This is a genomic window from Nocardioides sp. LHD-245, from assembly GCF_030929495.1.
In the GTDB taxonomy this organism is placed as follows: Bacteria; Actinomycetota; Actinomycetes; order Propionibacteriales; family Nocardioidaceae; genus Nocardioides.
In genome coordinates this window covers 135503-158649 of sequence record NZ_JAVFWN010000014.1, presented here as the reverse complement: position 1 = coordinate 158649, position 23147 = coordinate 135503, and the positions used below count along the sequence as shown (strand labels likewise).

24 protein-coding genes and 1 tRNA gene are annotated in these 23147 nt (G+C 72.0%); 14 read left to right on the top strand and 11 right to left on the bottom strand.

Features of this window, described 5'->3' with window-relative positions; translation table 11 throughout:
* Positions 1–90 precede the first annotated feature (90 nt).
* Together RB608_RS20740 and kstD are read right to left on the bottom strand one after the other, a co-directional pair.
* Positions 91–978, bottom strand: coding sequence for a MaoC/PaaZ C-terminal domain-containing protein (locus tag RB608_RS20740; RefSeq protein WP_308089954.1), 888 nt, complete (start codon positions 976–978; stop codon positions 91–93).
* Positions 978–2660: a 3-oxosteroid 1-dehydrogenase gene (kstD, locus tag RB608_RS20735; RefSeq protein ID WP_308089953.1), complete on the bottom strand. Its 1683-nt coding sequence runs from the start codon at positions 2658–2660 to the stop codon at positions 978–980. Before kstD ends, RB608_RS20740 begins: the two co-directional genes overlap by 1 nt.
* A gap of 109 nt (positions 2661–2769) precedes the next feature.
* Here kstD and hsaA point away from each other — a divergent pair, with 109 nt between their 5' ends.
* From hsaA to RB608_RS20710, 5 genes are read left to right on the top strand one after another with little or no spacing between them, the layout of a single operon-like run.
* Complete coding sequence (gene hsaA, locus RB608_RS20730; RefSeq protein ID WP_308089952.1) at positions 2770–3957, top strand: 3-hydroxy-9,10-secoandrosta-1,3,5(10)-triene-9,17-dione monooxygenase oxygenase subunit; 1188 nt, start codon at positions 2770–2772, stop codon at positions 3955–3957.
* Complete coding sequence (gene hsaD / locus RB608_RS20725; RefSeq protein ID WP_308089951.1) at positions 3957–4844, top strand: 4,5:9,10-diseco-3-hydroxy-5,9,17-trioxoandrosta-1(10),2-diene-4-oate hydrolase; 888 nt, start codon at positions 3957–3959, stop codon at positions 4842–4844. Before hsaA ends, hsaD begins: the two co-directional genes overlap by 1 nt.
* Positions 4841–5740: an iron-dependent extradiol dioxygenase HsaC gene (hsaC, locus tag RB608_RS20720; protein ID WP_308089950.1), complete on the top strand. Its 900-nt coding sequence runs from the start codon at positions 4841–4843 to the stop codon at positions 5738–5740. Before hsaD ends, hsaC begins: the two co-directional genes overlap by 4 nt.
* 36 nt (positions 5741–5776) lie before the next feature.
* Complete coding sequence (locus tag RB608_RS20715) at positions 5777–6439, top strand: flavin reductase family protein (protein ID WP_308089949.1); 663 nt, start codon at positions 5777–5779, stop codon at positions 6437–6439.
* A gap of 60 nt (positions 6440–6499) precedes the next feature.
* Positions 6500–7855, top strand: coding sequence for a hypothetical protein (locus RB608_RS20710; RefSeq protein ID WP_308089948.1), 1356 nt, complete (start codon positions 6500–6502; stop codon positions 7853–7855).
* 26 nt (positions 7856–7881) lie between these two features.
* Here the strand turns inward: RB608_RS20710 and RB608_RS20705 are convergent, their stop codons facing one another.
* The 3 genes from RB608_RS20705 to RB608_RS20695 are packed head-to-tail and all read right to left on the bottom strand — an operon-like array spanning position 7882 to position 10960.
* The gene (locus RB608_RS20705; protein ID WP_308089947.1) at positions 7882–8874 is read right to left on the bottom strand and encodes an acyl-CoA dehydrogenase family protein; all 993 of its coding nucleotides are present in this window, start codon (positions 8872–8874) and stop codon (positions 7882–7884) included.
* Positions 8874–9815: an acyl-CoA dehydrogenase family protein gene (locus RB608_RS20700; RefSeq protein ID WP_308089946.1), complete on the bottom strand. Its 942-nt coding sequence runs from the start codon at positions 9813–9815 to the stop codon at positions 8874–8876. Before RB608_RS20700 ends, RB608_RS20705 begins: the two co-directional genes overlap by 1 nt.
* Complete coding sequence (locus RB608_RS20695) at positions 9812–10960, bottom strand: acyl-CoA dehydrogenase family protein (RefSeq protein WP_308089945.1); 1149 nt, start codon at positions 10958–10960, stop codon at positions 9812–9814. Before RB608_RS20695 ends, RB608_RS20700 begins: the two co-directional genes overlap by 4 nt.
* Positions 10961–11058: 98 nt before the next feature.
* Between RB608_RS20695 and RB608_RS20690 the strand changes: the two genes are divergently transcribed.
* From RB608_RS20690 to RB608_RS20670, 5 genes are all read left to right on the top strand, one after another.
* Positions 11059–12267 (top strand): acyl-CoA dehydrogenase family protein, encoded by a 1209-nt coding sequence (locus RB608_RS20690; protein WP_308089944.1) that lies wholly within the window; start codon positions 11059–11061, stop codon positions 12265–12267.
* Positions 12268–12271: 4 nt separating this feature from the next.
* Positions 12272–13075 carry an SDR family oxidoreductase gene (locus RB608_RS20685; protein WP_392391027.1) on the top strand — a complete coding sequence of 268 codons (804 nt, stop codon included), beginning with the start codon at positions 12272–12274 and terminating at the stop codon, positions 13073–13075.
* Between the two features lie 28 nt (positions 13076–13103).
* On the top strand, positions 13104–14267 hold the full coding sequence (locus RB608_RS20680; protein WP_308089943.1) for an acetyl-CoA C-acetyltransferase: 1164 nt from the start codon (positions 13104–13106) through the stop codon (positions 14265–14267).
* Between the two features lie 64 nt (positions 14268–14331).
* On the top strand, positions 14332–14715 hold the full coding sequence (locus RB608_RS20675) for a VOC family protein (RefSeq protein WP_308089942.1): 384 nt from the start codon (positions 14332–14334) through the stop codon (positions 14713–14715).
* Positions 14716–14793: 78 nt separating this feature from the next.
* The gene (locus RB608_RS20670; protein ID WP_308089941.1) at positions 14794–16212 is read left to right on the top strand and encodes a hypothetical protein; all 1419 of its coding nucleotides are present in this window, start codon (positions 14794–14796) and stop codon (positions 16210–16212) included.
* Positions 16213–16233: 21 nt separating this feature from the next.
* Here the strand turns inward: RB608_RS20670 and RB608_RS20665 are convergent, their stop codons facing one another.
* The gene (locus tag RB608_RS20665) at positions 16234–16605 is read right to left on the bottom strand and encodes a hypothetical protein (RefSeq protein ID WP_308089940.1); all 372 of its coding nucleotides are present in this window, start codon (positions 16603–16605) and stop codon (positions 16234–16236) included.
* Positions 16606–16657: 52 nt separating this feature from the next.
* On the opposite strand from RB608_RS20665, the gene RB608_RS20660 reads away from it, so the two are divergent.
* Positions 16658–17644 carry a GNAT family N-acetyltransferase gene (locus RB608_RS20660; RefSeq protein ID WP_308089939.1) on the top strand — a complete coding sequence of 329 codons (987 nt, stop codon included), beginning with the start codon at positions 16658–16660 and terminating at the stop codon, positions 17642–17644.
* Positions 17645–17648: 4 nt separating this feature from the next.
* Here the strand turns inward: RB608_RS20660 and RB608_RS20655 are convergent, their stop codons facing one another.
* Positions 17649–17903: a hypothetical protein gene (locus RB608_RS20655; RefSeq protein ID WP_308089938.1), complete on the bottom strand. Its 255-nt coding sequence runs from the start codon at positions 17901–17903 to the stop codon at positions 17649–17651.
* Between the two features lie 92 nt (positions 17904–17995).
* On the opposite strand from RB608_RS20655, the gene RB608_RS20650 reads away from it, so the two are divergent.
* Positions 17996–18322: a hypothetical protein gene (locus tag RB608_RS20650; protein ID WP_308089937.1), complete on the top strand. Its 327-nt coding sequence runs from the start codon at positions 17996–17998 to the stop codon at positions 18320–18322.
* Between the two features lie 24 nt (positions 18323–18346).
* Here the strand turns inward: RB608_RS20650 and RB608_RS20645 are convergent, their stop codons facing one another.
* From RB608_RS20645 to RB608_RS20630, 4 genes are all read right to left on the bottom strand, one after another.
* On the bottom strand, positions 18347–19414 hold the full coding sequence (locus RB608_RS20645; protein ID WP_308089936.1) for a nitronate monooxygenase: 1068 nt from the start codon (positions 19412–19414) through the stop codon (positions 18347–18349).
* On the bottom strand, positions 19407–20162 hold the full coding sequence (locus tag RB608_RS20640) for a CoA-transferase (protein WP_308089935.1): 756 nt from the start codon (positions 20160–20162) through the stop codon (positions 19407–19409). Before RB608_RS20640 ends, RB608_RS20645 begins: the two co-directional genes overlap by 8 nt.
* A gap of 77 nt (positions 20163–20239) precedes the next feature.
* A complete protein-coding gene (locus tag RB608_RS20635) occupies positions 20240–21133 on the bottom strand; it encodes a CoA-transferase (protein WP_308089934.1) in 894 nt (297 codons plus the stop codon).
* The gene (locus tag RB608_RS20630; RefSeq protein ID WP_308089933.1) at positions 21130–21924 is read right to left on the bottom strand and encodes an enoyl-CoA hydratase family protein; all 795 of its coding nucleotides are present in this window, start codon (positions 21922–21924) and stop codon (positions 21130–21132) included. The genes RB608_RS20635 and RB608_RS20630 overlap by 4 nt, the downstream gene beginning before the upstream one ends.
* An 85-nt stretch (positions 21925–22009) precedes the next feature.
* On the opposite strand from RB608_RS20630, the gene RB608_RS20625 reads away from it, so the two are divergent.
* Together RB608_RS20625 and RB608_RS20620 are read left to right on the top strand one after the other, a co-directional pair.
* Positions 22010–22894 (top strand): SDR family oxidoreductase, encoded by an 885-nt coding sequence (locus tag RB608_RS20625; RefSeq protein WP_308089932.1) that lies wholly within the window; start codon positions 22010–22012, stop codon positions 22892–22894.
* Between the two features lie 84 nt (positions 22895–22978).
* A tRNA-Pro gene (locus tag RB608_RS20620) sits at positions 22979–23052 on the top strand.
* The last annotated feature ends 95 nt before the right edge of the window (positions 23053–23147 follow it).

Sequence of the window (23147 nt, the reverse complement as noted above, 5' to 3'; positions counted from 1 at the left end):
GTGCGAGAACGGGTCCCAATTGGGCAGAGACTGCATGCCTCCGGTCGCAATTGTTGCGGTTTGGGACCAAACCGCAATGTCCAGCCGCCGTCAGGAGGGCGACAGCACGCAGTCGGCGAGGACGGGCGCACCGTCCCGCTCGCCTCCCTCGATCGTGGCGGAGCCGATGATCGCGTCCTCCTCGCGCCAGCCGGCGACCCGGATGGTCTCGCCGGGGAACACCACGCCGGCGAAGCGGCCCGCGAACCCGCCGACCCGGGCGGCGTCGCCGCCGAGCAGTCCGTCGGCGAGCTCGCGCAGCACGATGCCGTAGGAGCACAGGCCGTGCAGGATCGGGGCCGGGAAGCCCGCGGCCTTGGCGAAGCCGGGGTCGGCGTGCAGGGGGTTGCGGTCGCCGCAGAGCCGGTAGAGGAGGGCCTGCTGCGGCGTGACGGCGTAGGACGACACGTGGTCCGGCTCGCGCTCCGGGACGACCACCGCGGCCGCGGAGCCGCGGTCACCGCCCCAGCCGCCCTCGCCCTTGACGAAGATCGACGAGCGCACCCGCCACAGCTCCTCGCCGGCGCCCTCGGACCCGGCGGTGGCGACGCCCTCCTGCCAGATGACGGCCGCCTTGCCCTTGTCCCAGATGTCGGTGATCGTCGTGCGCACGGTCGCGGTCCCGGACGTCGGGAGCGGGCCGGAGGTCGAGATCGACTGCGAGCCGTGGACGACCTGGGCCAGGTTGATGTCGCAGCCCGGCAGGTCCAGGGGCGGCGGGTCGGTCTCGTGGAAGGTCGGCGCGACGACGCCGAAGGACGGCAGCACCTGCAGGGCCGCGTCGTCGAGGGTGTACCGCAGCGTGGCGGGGGACAGGTTGTCGCCGGGGCGGGCGCCCGCCCCGATGCCGAGGTGGTAGAGCAGGACGTCGGACTCGGTCCAGGAGAAGGTGCGGGAGCCGAGGTCGGCCCCGATCGCGACGGACGGGTCGATAGGCATCAGCAGCCCCTCTCTTCGGCGGAGCCCTCCGCGGACGCGATGTCCTCGGCGGCGAGATACCCGAACACGATCGCAGGTCCGATCGTGCCGCCCGGCCCCGGGTAGGTGTTGCCCATGACGGCGGACGACACGTTGCCCGCGGCGTACAGGCCCGGGATGACCGAGCCGTCCTCGCGCAGCACCCGCGCGCGCTCGTCGGTCACCAGGCCGCCCTTCGTGCCGAGGTCGCCCGGCACGATCTTGACGGCGTAGAAGGGACCCTTCGCGATCGGGGCCAGCGAGCAGTTCGGCTTGACCGTCGGGTCGGAGTAGTACTTGTCGTAGGCCGACTCGCCGCGGTGGAAGTCCTCGTCGACGCCCGAGCGGGCGAAGCCGTTGAACCGCTCCACCGTGGCGTCGAGCGAGCCCTCGGGCAGCCCGACGGCGGCGGCGAGCTCGCCCAGCGTGTCGGCGCGGGTGACGACGCCCTCCTTGTACCAGCGCCCGGGGAACGGCTGGCGCCCGGCGACGCCGGCGAACAGGTAGCGGTTGCGGTAGGTCTGGTCGAAGATCATGTACGACGGCACGTGGTCGACACCGGTGGCCTGGCCGCGATAGATCTCGTGCGTCGCCTCGACGTACGGCAGCGCCTCGTTCATGTAGCGCGCGCCCGCGGAGTTCACGATGATCGAGCCGGGCAGGTTGCGCTCGGCCAGACAGAACCAGGCCCGGCCGGGCAGCGGGATGGTCGGGCCCCACCAGGCGTCGTCGAGCAGGTCGGTCGCCGCTCCGGCCGCCGTTCCGGCCAGCAGCCCGGCGCCGGTGTTGGACGCCGCTCCGGTCGACCAGGCCGACGAGGTCGGCTGGGGGAGGAACTTCTCGCGCAGCTCCTGGCTGTGCTCGAAGCCGCCCGAGCCCAGGACGACCCCGCGGGCGGCCCGGACCGTGCGGCGCTCGCCGTCGCGCTCCACGACGACACCGACGACCCGGCCGTCCTCGACGAGGAGGTCGAGCAGTGCCGTGTCGTACTCGACGGGCACCCCGGCGTCGGCGAGCCCCTTGCGCAGGCCGATCGCGATCGCGTTGCCCATCGCGAACATCTTCTTGCCGGTCACGATCGCCAGCAGCCGCTTCAGCATCACCTTGAGCATCGTCAGCGGGCCCCGGATCGTGCGCAGGCCGAGGCTGATCTTGCGGAAGTCGGCCTGGGTGACGATCAGGTTGGCGGGCGCCTTCGTGTAGGGCGGATGGAGGCGGTCGAGCTCGTCGCCGAGGAAGCGCGCGTCCATCGGCACCGGCTCGACACTGCGCCCCCGCGGCCGGCCGCCGGGGCGCTCCGGCAGGTAGTCGGCGTACTCGGGGACCCAGGTGAAGCGCAGCGGCGTCTTCTCCCGCAGGAAGTCGAGCACGTCGGGTCCACGGTCGAGGTAGGTGTCGCGACGGACCTTGGGCACCACGTCGCCGACGATCGCGTCGAGGTAGGTCTTCGCGGCCTCGCGGTCACCGGCCTCGACCTGGCCGGCCTCCTGCAGCGCGTAGTTGCCGGGGATCCACACGCCGCCGCCGGAGCGCGCCGTCGAGCCGCCGAAGTGCCCACTCGCCTCGACCAGGACGGTGTCGAGACCCTGGTGGGCGGCCGCGAGAGCTGCGGACATGCCGGCACCGCCGGCGCCGACCGCGACGACGTCGTAGGAGTCCTTCATGGCCAAAACTGTAACAGGTTCTACTATCCTTCCGCGTCGGCTTGCCCCAAAAGTAGAACCTGTTCTAATCTGGGTGCTCACCCACTCTGTCGCAGACACAGGAGCTCCCATGAACCAGGACTTCGCCCCCGAGGTGACCGCCGTCCTCGACGGCGTGCGTGACCTGCTCCCGACCTTCCGGGAGCGCGCGGAGGAGGGCGACCGGCTCCGGGTGATCCCGGACGCCTCGATCAAGGAGCTCGAGCAGACCGGCTTCTTCCGCCTCCTCCAGCCGAAGCGGTACGGCGGCATGGAGGCCGACCCGGTCGCCTTCTACACCGCCGTGCGCGACATCGCCTCGGCCGACGGCTCGACCGGCTGGGTGTCCAGCGTGGTCGGTGTCCACCCGTGGCAGGTCGCCCTCTTCGACGACCGTGCCCAGCAGGCCGTGTGGGGGGACGACGGGAGCGTGCGGCTCTCGTCGTCCTACGCGCCGACGGGCAAGGCGGTCGTGACCGAGGGCGGCTTCACGCTCTCGGGCAAGTGGAGCTTCTCGTCCGGCTCCGACCACTGCGCCTGGGTCCTGCTCGGCGGCCTCGTGTTCAACGCCGAGGGGCAGGTGGTCGACTTCCGCACCTTCATGGTCCCGCGCGAGAAGTACCAGGTCGTCGACGTCTGGAATGTCGTCGGTCTGCGCGGCACCGGGTCCAACGACATCGTGGTCGAGGAGACCTTCATCCCCGAGGAGTTCACGCTCTCGATGGGGGAGACCGGCCAGTGCAAGGGCCCCGGCCAGGCGGTCAACACCAGCGACCTCTACAAGCTGCCGTTCCACTCGATCTTCACCTCGACCATCGCCACGCCGATCATCGGGATGGCCAGGGGCGCGTACGCCGAGCACGTCGAGATGCAGCAGAAGCGGGTCCGGGCGGCCTACCTCGGCGAGAAGGCGTCGCTCGACCCGTTCGCCGCCGTCCGGATCGCGCGGTCGTCGTCGGAGATCGACGCGGCGTGGGCGCTGTTGATGAACAACGTCCGCGAGGAGCAGGCGCACGTGGCCCGCGGCGAGCAGATCCCGCTCGAGCTGCGGCTGCGCGTGCGGCGCGACCAGGTGCTCGGCACCGCCCGGGCGATCGAGGCGATCGACGCCCTGTTCGAGGCATCCGGCGGCCGGGCGCTCGCCGAGGGCACCTACCTCCAGCGGGCGTGGCGCGACGCCCACGCCGGCCGGGTGCACGCGGCCAACGACCCCGAGCGCGCGCTCCAGATGTACGGCGCCCAGCAGTTCGGCCACAAGGTCGACCCAGGGATGTACTGATGGCGGACTTCTCGAAGGAGGCGACGCGCCGGTCCGCGAAGGCCGGTGACATCACCCTCAACTACTACGAGGCCGGACCCGAGGGCGGCTCGACGGTCGGCGGCGGGCTTCCGTTCGTGCTCCTGCACGGCGGCGGCCCGGGCGCCTCGGCCTGGAGCAACTTCGGCTCGGCGCTGCCACGGTTCGCGGCGAGCTTCCGCACCCTGCTCGTCGACCAGCCGGGCTTCGGCGGGTCGGACAAGCCGGCGGTCGGGGCCAACTACTTCCGGCACTCCGCGTCGTACCTGCTGCGCTTCCTCGACGAACTGCAGATCGAGCGGATCCACCTGCTCGGCAACTCCCTGGGCGGCGGCACGGCGATGCGCTTCGCCCTGGAGCACCCCGACCGGGTCGGCCGGCTGGTCCTGATGGGTCCCGGTGGCCTGTCCCTGAACCTGCTCCACGCCGACCCGACCGAGGGCGTCCAACGGCTGATGGACTTCAGCATGAACCCCAGCCGCGAGGCGCTGCGGGCGTTCATCTCGACGATGGTCGTCAACCAGGCGCTGGTCACCGACGAGCTCGTCGAGGAGCGGTACGCCGACGCCACGGCGCCCGGCTCGCTCGAGGCGATGCGCTCGATGGGCGCGTCGTTCTGGAACCCGGAGTGGGCCGAGGACGGCATGCTCTGGCGCGAGGCGCACCGACTGCGCAAGCACACCCTGCTGACCTGGGGTCGCGAGGACCGAGTGAACCCGCTCGACGGCGCCCTGGTCGCCCTCAAGCAGATCCCCAAGGCGCAGCTGCACGTCTTCCCCAACTGCGGCCACTGGGCGCAGATCGAGGCGGCGGAGGAGTTCGCCGAGATCTGCACGGCCTTCCTGGCCCGCCACGAGGAGCGTTCATGACGATCGACATCAGGTCCATGGGCTACATCCGGGTCGCCAGCACCGACCTGGACGCCTGGAAGACCTTCGCCGGCAAGGTCCTCGGCCTCGCCGAGGGCCGCGGGCCCAACCCCGAGCACCAGTACTGGCGCATCGACGAGGTCTCCGCCCGGGTGGTCGTGTTCCCGAGCGACGTCGACCAGCTCGACTGCACCGGCTGGGAGCTCGCCGACCACCAGGCGCTGCAGGCCGCCCGCGAGCACCTGCAGAAGGCCGGCGTCGAGTTCGAGGAGGGCACCGCCGACGAGCTCGCCGAGCGCCGGGTCCAGGAGCTGGTCCGGTTCCGCGACCCGTGGGACAACGTCTTCGAGCTCTTCCACGGCATCACCTACGAGGCTCGGCCCGTCGTGACGCCGTACGCCGCCACGTTCGTCACCGCCGAGCAGGGCATGGGCCACATCGTCGTGCCGGTGCTCGACGACGTCGAGGCGCTGCGCTTCTACACCGAGGTGCTCGGCTTCCGGCTGCGCGACTCGATGAGCATGCCGGGCGAGTTCGTCGGCAAGGAGCCGGGCAGCAAGGTCTGGCTGCGCTTCCTCGGCGTCAACCCGCGCCACCACTCGCTGGCGTTCCTGCCGATGCCCAACCCGAGCAAGTGCGTGCACGTGATGCTCGAGGTCGACGAGCTCGACCACGTCGGCCGCGCGCTGGAGCGGGTCCGCAAGCACAAGGCGCCGCTGTCGGCGACCCTCGGTCGGCACATGAACGACGAGATGATCTCGTTCTACGTGAGGTCGCCCGGCGGCTTCGACGTCGAGTTCGGTACCGAGGGCATGACCGTCGACGATGCCCGCTGGGTCGCGCGCGAGTCCACCGCGGTGTCGTACTGGGGTCATGACTTCAGCGGCGGGCGCTGACGGGACGTCACGATGGGGGCCACTACCGTGGGAGCCGTGCCGGCAGAGAACCAGAACCCGTCGGGGGATGCCCTTCCCGAGGGGATCAGTCCCGACGCGCGGACGACGTGGCCGCACCCGGAGCTGATCCAGTCCTGGCTGGGTGACGCCGAGGTCGACTTCGAGCTGCGTCCGGGCGAAGAGGTCGCGGTCCACGACGACCCCGAGGCCCAGGCCGCGGCGCGCCGGTTCCGCGACGTGCTCGGCTGTTTCGCCTCCGGCATCGCCGTCATCACGACGATGAGCGACGGCGAGCCGGTGGGCCTGACCTGCCAGTCCTTCTCGAGCGTCTCGCTGGACCCGCCCCTGGTCACCTTCATCCCGGCCCGCTCGTCGCGCGCGTGGCCGCTGATCCAGCGTGCCGGGCGGTTCTGCGTCAACATCCTCGCCGCCGACCAGGAGCACGTCTCCGGCCAGATGGCGACCAAGGGCGTCGACAAGTTCGCCGGCATCGACTGGACCCCGGCGAAGGCGACCGGCTCACCCGTCATCGCCGGGACCCTCGCGCACCTGGACTGCACCATCCACGCGGTCTACGAGGGCGGCGACCACTTCATCGTGGTCGGCCGGGTCGAGCACCTCGAGGCCCACGCCGACGATGCCGCGGTCGTCGAGCCGTTGCTCTACTTCAAGGGGCGCTACCGCACCACCGACTCGTGACCTGCCCCGGCTCGGCACGTTGAGCCCCTGATCGAGGACGACGACACGGTCGGGGGATCGATGAGGATGCGCACGTCGCTCGGCACGGTCGTCGTGGCGGCCGCCCTGGTCGCCGGGCTCGTCGGCCTGCCGGCGGCGACCCCGGCCGCGGCGGGACCGACGCCGACGCCACGTGCCGGCCAGGACCCGGCACCGGTGGTGCGGGCCCTCGCGCCCGACGGGGTCCGCGACTTCTGGACCGCGAAGCGGATGCGGCAGGCCGTGCCGCTGGACCTCGACCCGACGGGGACGCCGCTCCCGGTGGCATCGGCGGTGTCGGGGGCGGCGGGTGCGCCGACGGCGCGGCGGGCCGCGGATCCGAGCCCGCGCAGCACCGGCAAGCTCTTCTTCAGCGAGGGCGCGTCGACCTATGTCTGCTCGGCCGCCGCGGTGAACACGCCGGAGCGGAACCTCGTGGTGACCGCCGGTCACTGCGTGAACTCCGGCGGCGTCTCCGGCTTCCTGGGCGGCTGCCGGGCCGGCACCTACTTCACGAACTTCCTGTTCGTCCCCGCCTACGACCACCGGGCGGCGCCCTACGGCTCGTGGGTCGGCACCCACGCGGTGACGCACAGCGAGTGGATCCAGCAGTGCGACGCGTTCGCCCGGGACCAGGCGATGGTCGCTGTGGCACCGCTGAACGGGCGCAACCTCGTCGACGTCGTCGGCGGCAACGGCCTGGCGTGGAACTACCCCGCCCGGGAGGACGGCGTGCGGATCGTGGGCTGGCCCGCCGAGCCGCCGTACGACGGGCAGTCCCGGCAGGAGTGCACCGGCTCGTCGACCCCGCTGCCGCAGAGCACCGACGCCCAGCTGTCGTGCCCGATGAACCAGGGCTCGAGCGGCGGCCCGTGGTTCCTGCGGATGGCGAGCGCCGACACCGGCTTCATCTGGGCGGTCACCTCCCGGCTGATCGAAGGGCGCTCGATACTGCTCGCGACCCCCTTCGACGCCTCCATCGAGTCGCTGCTCGCGGCGGCGCGGACCGCCGGCAGGCCGGTGGCGGCACGGCTCCTGGACGGCCGCCCCAAGAAGGGGCGCAAGCAGCGCGTCCGGCTGGCCGCGACGGCGAGCGCGGTGGGCTTCGGCGAGAGCTACCAGCTGGTGGCGAGCACCCGGCGGGTGCGCAAGGTCGTGCTCCAGGTCCGGACGGCTCCGGCCGGGCCCTGGCAGCGGGTCGCCACACTGCGGACGCGGGGAGGTGGCGCGGTGGTCACCGAGGCCGGGCCGCCGGGGACCCGCTGGTACCGGGTCAAGGTGAAGAAGGGCAGGAAGCACAGCAGGCCCGTCATGGTCACCGTGCTGCCGTGCCCGCTGCCGCTGGACCGCACGCCGGCGGTCGTGAGCGGCACCCGCTGCACGAGCCCGGTGGGCTGATCCCGGCCGGCACCGCGCGGCGGCCGTCAGAGTGTGATGGCCGCCCGGTGCCGGTGCGGCGCGCCGTACAGCTGCCCGAGGGCGTGCGCCCGCTTGAACACCAGATGGGCGTCGTGCTCCCAGGTGATCGCGATGCCGCCGTGCAGCTGGACGCACTCGCTCGCGGCCAGCGCCGCGGTCTCGAGGGCGTACGACGCGGCGGCGTGCGTCAGGAACGCGGCCTCCGCTGGATCCGCGGCGGGGTCGGCCAGGGCGTAGGCCGCGGCCCAGCAGGCGGAGCGGGACATCTCGACGCGCGCCAGCAGGTCGGCCATCCGGTGCTTGAGCGCCTGGAAGGACCCGATCGGGCGGCCGAACTGGACCCGCTCCTTGCTGTAGTCGACGGTCATCCGCAGCGCGCGGTCGGCGAGGCCCACCGCGAGGGCGGCGGCGGACGCGCTGCCGACCAGCTCGGCCCGGGCCAGCGCGGCGGCACCGTCGCCGATCACGGTGAGCTCGGCGGTGGACAGGTCGAGCCGGGCCAGCCGGACGCTCTGGTCCATCGACTCCACCCAGGTGGCGGTGGCGCCGGTCGCCTCGACCAGGTCGTCGCCGCGCACGGCGAGCACGATCGCCGCGCGGTCGCCGTCGAGCACCGGCTCGTCGGTGAGCGCGATCGTGGCGATCTCACCTGCCGCGACGCGGGGCAGCAGCCGTCGTCTGGCCTCGTCGTCGCCGCCGACGAGCAGCGCCTCGGTGGCGACCGTGGTCGCCAGGAGCGGGCTCGGGGCGAGGGTGCGGCCGACCTCCTCGAGCACCACGGCGGTCTCGAAGAAGCTCGCTCCGGCGCCGTCGTACTCCTCCGGCACGGCGAGGGCCGCGACGCCGATCTGCTCGCACAGCGTCGCCCACAGCGCCTCGTCGTGGCCGGTGGGCGAGATCGACGCCGCCCGGACCGCGGACGAGTCCGCGCGCTTGTCGAGCAGCCCGCGCACGGTCGCCGCCAGCTCGGCCTGCTCCTCGCTCAGGTCGAAGTGCATCAGGAGGTCCGCAGCGTCTCGAGGATGCGGGCCCGGTGGAAGGCGGGCGTGCCCCAGGCGGTGACGAGCGCCCGGATCCGGGTGATCCAGATGCTGAGGTCGAACTCCTGGGTGTAGCCGATCGCGCCATGCACCTGCAGGCCGGTGCGCGAGGCGAGATAGGCCGCGTCGGCGCAGGCCACCTTGGCGGCCGAGACCGACCGCGGGGTCGGGTCGAGCGCGGCGCCGAACACGAGCGGCCGCGCGAAGTCGAGGGCGATCCGCACGTCGGCGAGCTGGTGCTTGATCGCCTGGTAGGAGCCGATCTCGCGGCCGAACTGCCTGCGCTGCTTGACGTAGGTCACCGCGTCGGCGAGCACCCGCTCGCCGGCGCCGAGCAGCTGGGCGGAGGTCGCGAGCACCGCGAGGTCGAAGGCCTCCTGCGCGCGGTCGGCGGTGTCGTGCACCGGTCCGGGCGTGAGCGGGAACAGCCGCCGGGTCCGGTCCACGGACGCGCGGGGCTCGCCCGCGGTCGCCGTACGCACGCCGTCGCTGCCGGCGAGGTAGACGGTCTGCGCGACGTCGGCGTCGAGCGCGTACGGCGTGTGGGGCGGGACCGCGACCGTGACGACGGTGCCGGCGGCGACGGCTGCCCGGGCCTCGCCGGACAGCTCGGTGGCGAGATAGGCCGCGGCCTCGACCCAGGGGCCCGGCACGGCGTGGCGGCCCAGCGCCTCGAACGCGACGACCAGCTCGACCGGCGTCGCGCCCATGCCGTCGGCGTCCTCGGGGACGAGAAGGGCGGAGACGCCCTGATCGGCGAGACGCTGCCACAGCCGCAGCCCGGGGGCATGGTCGCCCTCGGCCCAGGCGCGAGCGACGGCCACGGGGTCGGCGGCGGCCAGCAGCGACTCCAGCGAGGCGGCGAAGTCCTGCTGGTCGGTGGTGAGCTCGAACCTCACTTCTGCACTCCCTTCGGCTCGCGCGGGAGTCCGAGGATCCGCTCGGCGACGATATTGCGCTGGATCTCGTTGGTGCCGGCGTAGATCGGGCCGGACAACGAGAAGGTGTAGCCGTCGAGCCAGGTGGACTCGACCTCGGCGTCGGGGCCGAGCAGGTCGAGAGCGGTCTCGTGGAGGGCGATGTCGAGCTCGCTCCACCAGACCTTGTTGACCGAGCCCGCCGCACCGACGTCGCCGCCCTCACGCAGCCTCGTCACGGTGCCCCACGTGTACAGGCGGTAGGCCTCGGCCCTGAGCCAGGCGTCGACGACCCGGTCGGCGGCGCGCGGATCCGGCCGCTCGTCGTACAGCGCGAGCAGTCGGTCGGCGGCGGCGGTGAACCGGCCGGGGGAGCGCAGCGAGAGGCCGCGCTCGTTGCCCGCGGTGCTCATCGCGACCCGCCAGCCGTCGCCGGGCTCGCCGAGCACGTCGGCGTCGGGGACGAAGACGTCGTCGAAGAAGACCTCGGCGAAGCCGGCCTCGCCGTCGAGCTGGGCGATCGGGCGCACGGTGACGCCCTCGGCGTCGAGCGGGAACAGGAAGTACGTCAGGCCGGCATGCTTCTGGGCCTCCGGGTCGCTGCGGAACAGGCCGAAGCCCCAGTGGGCCAGGGCAGCGCGGGAGCACCAGATCTTCTGGCCGTTGAGCACCCAGCCCCCGCGCGCGTCGTCGCGCCGCGCGGTCGACCTCAGTGAGGCGAGGTCGGAACCGGCCTCGGGCTCGCTCCAGCACTGGGCCCAGATCCGCTCGCCGGTGGCCATGCTCGGCAAGAAGCGGTCCTGCTGGTCGGTGGTGCCGTGCTCGAAGATGATCGGCGCGAGCAGGAAGATGCCGTTCTGGGAGACCCGGCCGGGCGCCCCGGCGCGGTAGTACTCCTCCTCGAAGACGACCCACTCGACCAGAGAGGCCTCGCGACCGTGGTAGGCCGCCGGCCAGGACACGACCGACCAGCGCGCCGCGGCGAGCTTCGCCTCCCACTCCTGGTGCAGCCGGAAGCCGTCCGGGGTGTCGAGGGAGGGCAGCGGCTCCGCCGGGACGTTGGCGGCCAGCCAGTTCCGGGCCTCGGCCTGGAAGGCCGACTCGGACTCGCTCAGTTGGAGATCCATGTCAGTTCTTGTTTCCTCATCGGCGGTGGAGTCGTCGTACGAGAAATGTAGGCGGGGCCGTCGCCCTAACCAAGCATTTGCTTGGTACAGTACCAGCCATGAACCTCACCGAGGGCCCGGAGGACCGCGCCTTCCGCTCCGAGATCCGGGAATGGCTGGGCGACCACCTGGCCGGTGACTGGGCCTCGCTGCGCGGCCTGGGCGGCCCCGGGCGCGAGCACCAGGCTCACGACGAGCGGCTCGCCTGGAACCGCCACCTCGCCGAGCACGGCTGGACGGCGGTCGGCTGGCCGGTCGAGCACGGCGGACGCGGTCTCTCGCTGTGGCAGCAGGTGATCTTCCACGAGGAGTACGCCCGGTCCGACGCACCCGCCGGCGTCAACCATCTCGGCGAGCAGCTGCTCGGCCCGACGCTCATCGCGTTCGGCACACCCGAGCAGCAGCGGCGGTTCCTGCCCGAGATCGTCGCGGTCCGCGAGCTGTGGGCGCAGGGCTACTCCGAGCCCGGCGCCGGCTCCGACCTCGCCAACGTCCAGACCCGGGCGCGCCTCGACGAGTCGGCCGGGGAGTGGGTGATCGACGGTCAGAAGGTGTGGACCTCGCTCGCGCACCTGTCCGACTGGTGCTTCGTCGTCGCCCGCACCGAGGGGGGCTCCACCCGCCACCACGGGCTCTCGTTCCTGCTCGTCCCGCTGCGCCAGGACGGGGTAGAGGTGCGCCCGATCGAGCAGCTGACCGGTGGCTCGGAGTTCAACGAGGTGTTCTTCAGCGGCGCCCGGACCGCGGCCGACCTCGTCGTCGGCGAGCCCGGCCGCGGCTGGGGCGTCGCGATGGGCCTGCTCGGCTTCGAGCGCGGTGTCTCGACGCTCGGTCAGACCGTCGGCTTCGCCCGCGAGCTCGACAGCGTGGTGACCCGGGCCAAGCAGAACGGCGCCATCGACGACCCGGTCGTCCGCGACCGGCTCGCGACGCTGAAGGCCGAGCTCGCCGTGATCCGCAGCTACGCCCTGCGCGCGCTCGCCCTCGTCGAAGGCGGCCAGGACTCGGCAGCGGGCGGGGGAGCGGGATCGATCTTCAAGCTCGCCTGGGCCGGCTGGCACCGGACACTGGGTGAGGTGGCGATGGACGTCGCCGGGCGCGACGGCCTGCTCGCGCGGGACTCCGGGACGCCGTACGACCTCGACGACCACCAGCGGCTCTTCCTCTTCTCGCGCGCCGACACGATCTACGGCGGCAGCGACGAGATCCAGCGCAACATCCTCGCCGAGCGGGTGCTCGGCCTTCCCCGCGAACCCAAGGGAGCCTGAATCCATGACTGCGATGCGACCCGAGCAGCCCACCCCGGACTACGTCCCCGGCCACGACCTGCTCGCCGGCAAGGTGGTCGTCGTGACCGCGGCCGCGGGCGCGGGCATCGGCGCGGCCGTCGTCCGCCGGGCACTCGAGGAGGGCGCGAAGGCGGTCGTCTTCAGCGACACCCACGCCCGCCGGCTGGCGGAGGCAGAGGAGACGCTGGCGGCGGAGTTCGGTGCCGAGCGGGTCCGCCCGCTGGTCTGCGACGTGACCCAGGAGGCCGACATCACGGCGCTGCTCGACGCCGCCGACGACCTCGGCGGCGTCGACATCATGATCAACAACGCGGGGCTCGGCGGGACCGACACGATCCTCGAGGTGACCGACGAGACCTGGAACCGGGTCATCGACATCACCCTCACCGGCACCATGCGGGCCACCCGCGCCGTCGGCCGGCGGTTCGTCGCCGCGGGCAAGAAGGGCGTCATCGTCAACAACGCCTCCGTCATCGGCTGGCGTGCGCAGGAGGGCCAGGCCCACTACGCCGCCGCGAAGGCGGGTGTCATGGCGCTGACGCGCTGCTCCGCCCTCGACCTCGCGCCCCACGGCATCCGGGTCAACGCGGTCTCGCCCAGCCTGGCGATGCACCCGTTCCTGGAGAAGGTGACCTCGCCCGAGCTGCTCGCCGAGCTCAAGCAGCGTGAGGCGTTCGGCCGGGCGGCGGCACCCTGGGAGGTCGCCAACGTGATGGTCTTCCTCGCCAGCGACTACTCGTCGTACCTGACGGGCGAGGTCATCTCCGTCAGCAGCCAGCACGCCTGAGCCCCTACCAACACAAGGAGACCTGATCATGGCCGAGGCCTTCATCGTCGATGCGGTGCGCACCGCCGTGGGCAAGCGCGGCGGCGCGCTGGCCGGCGTCCACTCCGCCGACCTGGCCGCCCACTCCCTCGGGGCGCTCGTCGAGCGCACCGGGATCGACGCGGGGGCCGTGGACGACGTCATCCTCGGCTGCTGCGACACCATCGGCTCGCAGGCCGGCGACATCGCCCGGACGGCGTGGCTGGTCGCGGGCCTGCCCGACCACGTCCCCGGCGTCACCATCGACCGCCAGTGCGGGTCCTCGCAGCAGGCCGTGCACTTCGCCGCACAAGGGGTCATGTCCGGCACCCAGGACCTCGTGGTCGCCGGTGGCGTGCAGAACATGAGCGCGATCCCGATCTCCGCTGCCATGTTGGTGGGCCAGCAGTACGGCTTCACCACCCCCTTCGCCGAGTCGCCGGGCTGGGTCAAGAGGTACGGCGACCAGGAGGTCAGCCAGTTCCGCGCGGCCGAGATGATCGCGGAGAAGTGGGACATCTCGCGCGCGGACATGGAGCGCTTCGCCCTCGCCTCGCACGAGCGGGCCCGCGCCGCGATCGATGCCGGGCGGTTCCGGGCCGAGATCGCGCCTCTCACACTGGATGACGGCACCGTCGTCGACACCGACCAGTGCCCGCGCGACACCTCGCTGGAGAAGATGGCCGGCCTCGAGCCGCTCGCTCCAGGGGGCCGGATCACCGCCGGCGTCGCCTCCCAGATCTGCGACGGCTCCGCCGCGATCCTGGTCGCCTCCGAGCAGGCGGTGAAGGACCACGGGCTCACTCCGCGGGCCCGGATCGTGCACCTCTCGGTCCGCGGTGACGACCCGGTCTGGATGCTGACCGGCCCGATCCCGGCGACCAAGCACGCCCTGGCCAGGTCCGGTCTGAGCATCGACGACATCGACGTCTTCGAGTGCAACGAGGCGTTCGCGTCCGTCGCGCTCGCCTGGATGAAGGAGACCGGCGCGCCGCACGAGAAGGTCAACGTCAACGGCGGCGGCATCGCCCTGGGGCACCCGATCGGCGCGACCGGTGCCCGCCTGATGACCACTTTGCTCGCCGAACTCGAGCGCACCGGGGGTCGCTACGGCCTGCAGACGATGTGCGAGGGCGGCGGGCAGGCCAACGTCACCATCATCGAGCGGCTCTGAGCGCGTGAGCTAGCTCCGACGGCGGCGCTCGGGCGCTGTCGGAGGCCGGTGCTTCGATGTGTCCATGATCGATCACCTCGGCATCAACTGCGCCGACCTCGACGCGGCCAAGTCCTTCTACGACTCCGTGCTGGCCCCGCTCGGCTACGGCCGGGTGATGGACTTCGGCGTCGCCTGCGGCTACGGAGTCGAGGGCGCCCCGGCGTTCTGGCTGAGCAGCTACGACGACATGCCGGCGACCCAGCGCGAGGTCCACGTCGCTTTCCGGGCGCCCGACGTCGCGGCCGTCCACGCCTTCCACGAGGCCGCTGTCGCGGTCGGCGCCGAGGTGCTCCACGCGCCGCGCCCCTTCCCGGAGTACCACCCCGGCTACTACGGCGTCTTCATGCGCGACCTCGACGGCAACAACATCGAGGCGGTCACGCACGACTACGTCGCCGAGGGCTGATGCCAGGCTCCGCGAGTGGTGGTCGCGAGGCCTGTGGAGAAGCTTGGAGTCGAACGGGTGTTCGAGTAGGATCGAGGCATGATCTCGGACCTCGCCGATGCCACCGCGGAGCAGTTGCTCCACGCGGCCGAAGACGGTGTGCGCACGCGGCGCTCGGCCGAGGTCGCCCAACTCGGACTGCTGCTCGCGTGGGCCGACCTGCATTCCGGGGATCCGCAGGACCAGCCCGGTGCGGTCCCGGTCCGGTACGGCGGCCCGCGACTCGTCACCCTCGGCGGGGACGGCACTCCTGGCGTTGCGGACCTCGCGCTGGTCGAGATGGCGATCGCCCGCCACGAGGGCGTGCTGGCCACCCGCAACGCGTTGGCCGACGTCCTGGACCTGCGTCACCGCCTCCCGACGGTGTGGGCCGGGGTCCAGGCTGGTCGGTGTGACGTGTGGGTCGTGCGCCGGGTCGCCCGGATGTCGCGCAGGCTCGACCGCGACCAGGCCTCGGTCGTCGACACGGCGGTCGCTGCCACGTTGGACGAGGCCCCATCGCGGATCCTCGCGATCGCCGAGGCCAAAGTCATCGAGGCTGACCCCGCCGCTCATGCCGAGCGGATCAAGGCCAACCGGGACAAGAAGGGCGTCTGGTACCCCCAGCCCCGGCCCGGTGACCAGGTCGACGCGGACGACAGCACCGCAGGCGTTGCCGCGATCTTCGCCCGCATCGACGAGGCCGACGCCGTGGCCCATCACGCCATGGTCGAGGACCTCGCCGCCGCGCTGGCCGCGCAGGCCCCCGACGTACCCGACGGCGACGAGTCGCCGGGCATGGACCACTGGCGGGCCGAGGCGTTCGCGATGCTCGCCGATCCCGCCGCCGTCCTCGCCTTCCTCCACGCCGGCGGTGAGAGCAACACGGGCGACGAGGACGAGTCGCCAACGTCAGCACCGGCACCCGCGGCGGCGGAGATCGTGGTCCACCTCAGCCACGACACCGACGGCGGCCTCGGTCCGATGGCCAGGGTCGAGCGACTCGGCCCGCGACTCCTCGACCAGGTCCGCGACCTCCTTGCTCGTCACACCCACGTCACCGTCACCCCGGTCATCGACCTGCACGCCGGCAGGTCGGTCAACGGCTACGAGTACCCCACCGACATCAGGCGACGCACCGAGCTGCGGGTCCTGGGCGACAGGTTCCCGCACGCCACCGGGCTGTTCGGCCGGGCTGGCCGCTCACCTGATCACGACCACACCGTGCCCTACGACGGTCATGGTCCGCCCGGTCAGACCGGTGACCACAACGACACCCCGCTGGCGCGCCATCACCACCGTGCCAAGACACACCTCGGCTACTCGGTGTTCCAACTCGGCCCGGACCGGTGGGTCTGGGGCACGCCCCACGGCCTGTACCGCCTCGTCACCGGCACGGGCACGACCGCTCTCAGCCAGACCGAGTACCACTTGCTCGCTGAGCGCGCGGTCGTCCTCGCCGACGACTACGCCGCCTGACAGCGGCGCGACGGCGGTGCCTCAGAGCACGGTCCACCAGATCCCGACGATGCCCGGGATCAGGCCGAGCAGGAGCCAGGGCGACTTCCAGGAGCGTCCGTTGATCGCCAGCGTGGCCGCGATGCCGCCGACCATGAAGGCGGCGGCGATCAGGTTGAGGCCGATCCGGGCGTCGGTCCGGTCGTCGGCGACGTGGTCGGCCGCGATCACGAAGCCGACGGAGAGGTGCAGGATCGTGGTGATCACCAGCACCGAGACGACCCGGCGCTGCACGCGCTGGAGGCGTTCGATGTCCTTCGGATCGGGCGCCTTGCGGGGAGCGTTCGGGTCCATCAGGTGACGCCGGCGCGTGGTCCCTGCGTTGCCGGGTCCGGTGGGCGTCGTCTCGTTCACACCGTCAGGATATCCAGTGGAACCGGCGGCTCCGGCACCGCATGCTGCTCCCATGGAGATCCACCCGTTCGGCCCTGACCACACCGAGGATCTCGCGGCCTGGACCGACCTGGTCAACGCGATCGGCGCGGTCGACGCCCCCTGGGAGCGCGCGATGACAACCGCGAGGGCCGATGCCCGGTGGCGCCACGGCTGGGACGGCGAGCCCGGGACGCCGTACCTCGCCCGCGTGGGCGAGGACGTCGTCGGCTGGGCCGCGATCTCGACCAGCGAGTACGACAACCTGCACCTGGCGTGGCTCGAGGTCGGTGTCCACCCCGACCACCGGCGCCGGGGCCACGGAACTGTGCTGCTCCACCGGCTCGAGGCCGAGGCGCGCAGTGCGGGTCGGACCAGCATCGCCGTCGACGCCTGGGAGTCCGAGGCCGCCGACGGCTTCGCCAAGGTGCACGGACTGGACCGGAGATCCGCCGAGATCAACCGCCGTCAGGTGCTCGCCGAGATCGACTGGGCCACGCTCGACCGCCGCTACGACGAGGCGCTGCCCCACGCCGCCGGCTACGTCCTGGAGCGCCGCCTCGGCCCGACCCCCGACGACGGCCTCGAGGCGCTCGCCGAGATGGCCTCGGCCATCAACGACGCGCCGACCGACGACCTCGACTACGAGGACGAGGTGTTCAGCGGTGAGCGGATGCGGGCCTACGAGACCGCTGTCGACGCGCACGGCGACCAGCTCTACCGGGTGGTGGCCCGCCACCTCGCGACCGGGGAGCTCGCGGCCCAGACCGTCGTCGCCGTCTCCCGGACCGAGCCGACCTGGGGTGACCAGCACGACACGTCCGTCACGCGGGCGCACCGCGGTCACCGTCTCGGCCTGCTGCTCAAGACCGACATGCTGCGCTGGCTGCGCGAGGCCGAGCCGGCGCTGGCCACCATCGACACCTGGAACGCCGAGTCCAACGACCGGATGATCGAGGTCAACGAGATCCTGGCCTACCGGGTCATGGGGCGGGCGTGGACCTACCAGCGGTCGTGCTGAGCCGTCACGAGTAGCGGTGGCTCTTGGCCGCGTGTCCCCGCTCGCGGGTGCAGGTGCGGCCGCTCATGTTGCGGTGGCCGCACAGACCGTCGTCGGCGTCGTCGGGGCTGTCGGCCCGCGCCGCGGGGGGCGTGGGCGCGGCAGGGGCCGCCTTGGCGGGCTTGGCCTTCCTCGGCGCCGGGGCCGTGCCGCCGGCACGGGCCTGGGCCTCGGCGTACCGGGCTTCGCGCATCGCGCGGACTGCGTCCATCTTGCTCATCGGCGGCTCACCCGACCGACCCTAGGGGAGTGGTCCGACAGGTGTCGCGGGTGGGGCTAGGCTCGACGCTTCCGACGACGTCAGGGGTTCACATGGTGGCGAGCCGATCCGCTCGCGAGCGCAAGGCGGCCGCGCAGGCCGGCCCGCTCGCGCGGGTGCGGATCGAGGTCGGTGCGCAGGAGCAGTTCGTCTACAAGGTCACCTGCACGGAGTGCACGGCGAAGGGGCACCGGCCGTGGTCGGCCTATCGCCCGGGCGCCGACAACGGGTTCATGGCCGCGATGGACCGCTGGGTCTTCCACCTCCGGGAGAAGCACCCGGCGAGCGACGCGCCGTGCCTGGAGTTCCTGGAGGCCGCCGAGCAGCGACTCCACGAGCGGCGCGCGCAGCAGGACGTGGCGAGGACGCGACCGGACTGACCGGCCGCGCCCTCGGGCAGGTCGTCAGACCAGGTACGACGACGCGCGCTTCAGTTCCGCGGCCGCCTGGACGACGATCCGCTCGATCAGCTCCTCGCACGACGGCAGGTCGTCGATCACACCGACGACCTGTCCGCTGGCGAGCACACCGGCGGAGGTGTCGCCCTCGACCAGGCCGGCGCGGAGCATGGTCGGCGTGTTGGCGGCGAGGGCCATCTGGCCGAGCGTGCGGCCCTGCGCCTTCTTCATGGCGCGGCCGTCCTTGAGCAAGCCGGTCCACGACATGCCGGAGGACCTCTTGAACTCCAGCGTGCGGCGCATCGTGGGGCTGAGCCGGCGTACGGCGGAGGTCTCCTCGAGCGATGCGACGAGGTCGGTGCGGAGCATCCGGTGGGGCATGCCGTCGACCTTGGCCGTGACGACCGTGTCGGTCAGCCCCTTCGACAGGTAGAGCTCCTTGACGGCGTCCGGGACGGCGGAGTCGCGGGTCAGCAGGAAGCGGGTGCCCATGCCGACTCCCGCCGCGCCGTACGACAGGGCCGCGGCGAGGCCACGTCCGTCGAAGAAGCCGCCCGCGGCGATGACCGGGATGTCCACGGCGTCGAGGACGGTCGGCAGCAGCAGGGTGGTCGGGACGGCGCCGGTGTGGCCGCCTCCCTCGCCGCCCTGGACCATCACCGCGTCCGCGCCCCAGCCGGCCACCTTCTTGGCGTGCTTGGCCGCGCCGATGGAGGGCATCACGACGATGTCGTGCTCCTTGAGCTTGGCGATCAGCTCCGGCTTGGGCGCGAGGGCGAAGGAGGCGACCTTGACGCCATGGTCGATGAGGAGCTGGCAGCGGTCACCCGCGTCGGCGGCGTCGGCGCGCAGGTTGACGCCGAACGGCTGGTCGGTACGGGCCTTGACCTCGATGATCGCCTGCTCCAGCTCGGCGAAGGTCATGGTCGCGGACGCGAGGATGCCGAGACCGCCGGCGTCGGCGGTGCCGGACACCAGGCGCGGCCCGGAGACCCAGCCCATCCCGGTCTGGACGACCGGGTGCGGGACTCCGACCAGGTCGGTGAACGCGGTGCGGAGCCGCTGCTCACGCATCCGGGACCTCCTTGAACCGCAGGCCCTTCGGGTCGATCATCTCGCGGATGAGGAGCAGCTCCTCGGTGGACGGCTCGCGTGTGGTGGGCACCTCGGCGGAGACCTCGAGCGCGAACCCGGTGGCGTCGACGACCTCGTCGACGCTCACCCCCGGGTGCACCGACACCAGCCGCATCGTGTCGTCGGGGCCGCCCAGGTCGAAGACCGCGAGGTTGCTGACGACCCGGTGGATGTCGTTGAAGCGGGACGCCGCGGACCCGGCCGCGCGCGCCCGCCGCGGACCGACGCCGGAGACGGTGTCGACCTGCTCGACGAACACGCGGGGGGAGTGCTTGGGGACCCAGTACGACGTCCGGTGGCCGACCGTGTTGCCGGGGGCGCCACGCGACCCGAGCAGCTGGCGCTTCGGCTGCGCGAACGGGCCGATCGCGGAGATGTTCTGGTTGCCCTCCCGGTCGACCTGGGTAGCGCCCATCATCACGTGCCGCTTGCCGTAGGCGATGACGTCGAAGACCCTGCGGAACGGGATCCAGCCCTCGATCACGTCCTTGCCACCGAGCGGCGGGGTGCCGCCGAGGAGGACGGACTCGCCGTCGCTGATCACCAGGTCGGGGTTGGAGGTCAGCTTCGCCAGCCGGACGCCGAGCGTCGGCAGCAGGCCCATCGGGCTGGCGAAGACCTCGCCGTCCTCGCTGAAGGCATCCGCGATCGCGGCGGCGCACACGTCCGCGCGGGTCGAGTCACTCATCGTGCGTTCTGCGCTCGCGCCACTCCCGCGCTCGCGGCCAGCGCCGCTGAGCTCGTTCCCCGCTCCATCGCTGCCGCTCACTTGGTCGTCTCCTCGGTGAAGGCCTGGACGGCGGCCTGGTACGACGCCTCGTCACCGGCCAGGAAGCGGTCGTGGAACGCGTGCCAGTCCTCGTCTGAGCCGGACGCGGCGGCGGCGTACGCGCGCTGGAACCTCTCGTCGCGCTCGTAGTCCGGCGTACAGGTGCTGAAATGGGCGCCGTTCGGCGTCTCCACGACGCCGGTCACCATCATCCGGCTGAGCAGCAGGCGCTGGACGGGTGTGTCGACGGTCAGGCCGGCGGTGTCGACGACCTGCTCGACGCTGACGTAGGTCTTGTCGGCCGCCATCGCGAAGAGGTCGTCGAAGTACGGGTCGGGCCCGAGGTACGACGCGTTGCCGTGCGGGTCCGCGCGGTTGAGGTGGACCAGCGCGGCGTCGAGCCGCAGCGCCGGGACGGCGACGAGCTCCTCGTGACCGTGCCCCTCGTCGTACGGGCTGGTGACGGTCGTGATCCAGGGGTTGTTGACCAGGACGTCGGAGCCCAGGCCGGCGCGCATCGGCAGGAACGGCAGCCGCTCGGCGGCGGCCTTGAGGCCGGTCTGGAACATGCCCTCGTCGAGCTCCACGATCTCGGGGATCGACGCGCTCTGGCGGGCGCGCTGGAAGTTCGGCTCGAGGGGGACCGAGTCGAGCGACACGAACGCGTAGACCAGCCGGCGGATCTTGCCGGCCCGGGCGAGGAGGCCGACGTCGGCGCCGCCCCAGCTGACGACGGTCAGGTCGGTGAGGTCGGAGTTGTAGAGCGCGCGGACCAGGGCCATCGGCTTGCGCCGGGGTCCCCAGCCGCCGATGCCGATCGTCATCCCGCTCTCCAGGCTGCCGATCACCTCATCGATGCTCATCCGCTTGTCGCGCGGCTTGCGGCTCACTGGGCTGCTCCCTTGCTCTTGTCGGTGCCGACACTGTGCTCGTTGGCCTTGTGCGTTCCTGCGAAGTCGTCGCGCAGCTCGTCGCTGACGCCCATCAGGTTGAGCTCGAAGGTGAAGCCCTGCTCCCAGCGGTACGACTTGTTGACGTCGATCGGGTCGATCCCGTTGAGCGCCTCCTTGGCGGCCCGGATCACCCGGGTGTCCTTGGCGGCGATCTCGCCGGCGACCTTCAGGGCGGCGTCGTCGAGCCGGTCGCGGGGGACCACCTCGAGGACGGAGCCGAACTGGACGAGGTCCTTGGCGGGGATGGTGCGCGCGGTGAAGTAGAGCGTGCGCATCATGTGCTGCGGGACCAGGCGTGCCATGTGGGTCGCCGCCCCGAGTGCGCCCTGGTTGACCTCGGGGACGCCGAAGTAGGCGTCGTCGCTGGCGACGATCACATCGGCGTTGCCGACCAGGCCGACGCCGCCGCCGACGCAGAAGCCGTTGACGGCCGCCACCACGGGGACCGCGCACTCGTAGACGGCCTTGAAGGCGGCGAAGCAGCCCTTGTTGGCGCCGAGGAGCGCGTCGAAGCCGGTCGTGTGCTGCATCTCCTTGATGTCGACGCCCGCATTGAACCCCTTGCCCTCGGCGCGCAGGACGACGACCTTCGTGTCCAGGTCGACGCCCGCCGCGTCGAGAGCGGCGGCCACGTCGTACCAGCCCTGCACGGTGAGGGCGTTGACCGGGGGAGCGTTCATCGTGACGACGCGGATCCCGTCCGGCCGCAGCACGCTGGTGACTGTCATGCCGCCACCATACCAAGCACTTGCTTGGTAGCATACGTCCGTCCCGCGTCCGCGTGGACGCCACGACATGGCAGAGGAGACCGAAGTGAGCAGGTTGCTGGAGGGGCGGGTCGCCATCGTGACCGGTGCCGGACGAGGGATCGGGCGCGCCCACGCGCTGGAGCTCGCCCGCCACGGTGCCCGGGTGGTCGTCAACGACTTCGGCGTGTCCCTCGCGGGCGAGGGCACCACCGAGACCCCGGCCCACGAGGTCGTCGCCGAGATCGAGGCGATGGGCGGCGAGGCGGTCGTCAACGGCGCCGACGTCGCCGACTTCGCCGCGGCCGAGGCCATGGTCCGGCAGGCGATCGACGTGTACGGCGGCCTCGACATCCTCGTCAACAACGCCGGCTTCGTTCGCGACCGGATGCTCGTCAACACCAGCGAGGACGAGTGGGACTCCGTCGTCCGCGTCCACCTGAAGGGCCACTTCGCGCCGCTGCGGCACGCCGGCGCCTACTGGCGGGCCGAGGCCAAGGAGGGGCGCCAGCGCGCGGCCCGGGTCGTCAACACCTCGTCCGGCGCCGGCCTCCAGGGCTCGATCGGCCAGGCGACGTACTCCGCGGCCAAGGCGGGCATCGCCGGCCTCACCCTCGTCGCCGCCGCCGAGATGGGCAGGTACGGCGTCACGGTGAACGCGATCGCGCCCGTGGCCCGGACCCGGATGACCGAGGGTGCCTTCGACACCTCGGCCATGGCCCTGCCCGAGGACAACTCGCCGATCGTCGCCTGGCTGGCCTCCGAGGAGGCGGGGGATGTCACCGGCCGGGTCGTGGAGATCGACGGGTCGGTGATCACCGTCGAGAACGGCTGGAGCCACGGCGCCTCCCACGACAACGGCGTCCGCTGGGAGGCTGCACAGGTGGGTCCCGCCTTGCGGGAGCTGTTCGCCGCGGGTCCGGCGCCCGAGCCGGTCTACGGCGCCTCCTGAACGACTCCGCGGAGGCCGATTCGGGAAGCCCGGGCGGCTGCGGTAGTGTTCCGTTCGCTCCGGCGGTGACGCCGAACGGGGCATCGGGCTGTAGCGCAGCTTGGTAGCGCACCTGACTGGGGGTCAGGGGGTCGCAGGTTCAAATCCTGTCAGCCCGACCGAAGGACGAAGCCCTCGCGGGCCTGCATCAGTGCAGGTCAGCGAGGGTTTCTTCGTTCTCTCCGACAAGAGCCGGTGGAGTGGTCGACCTGGG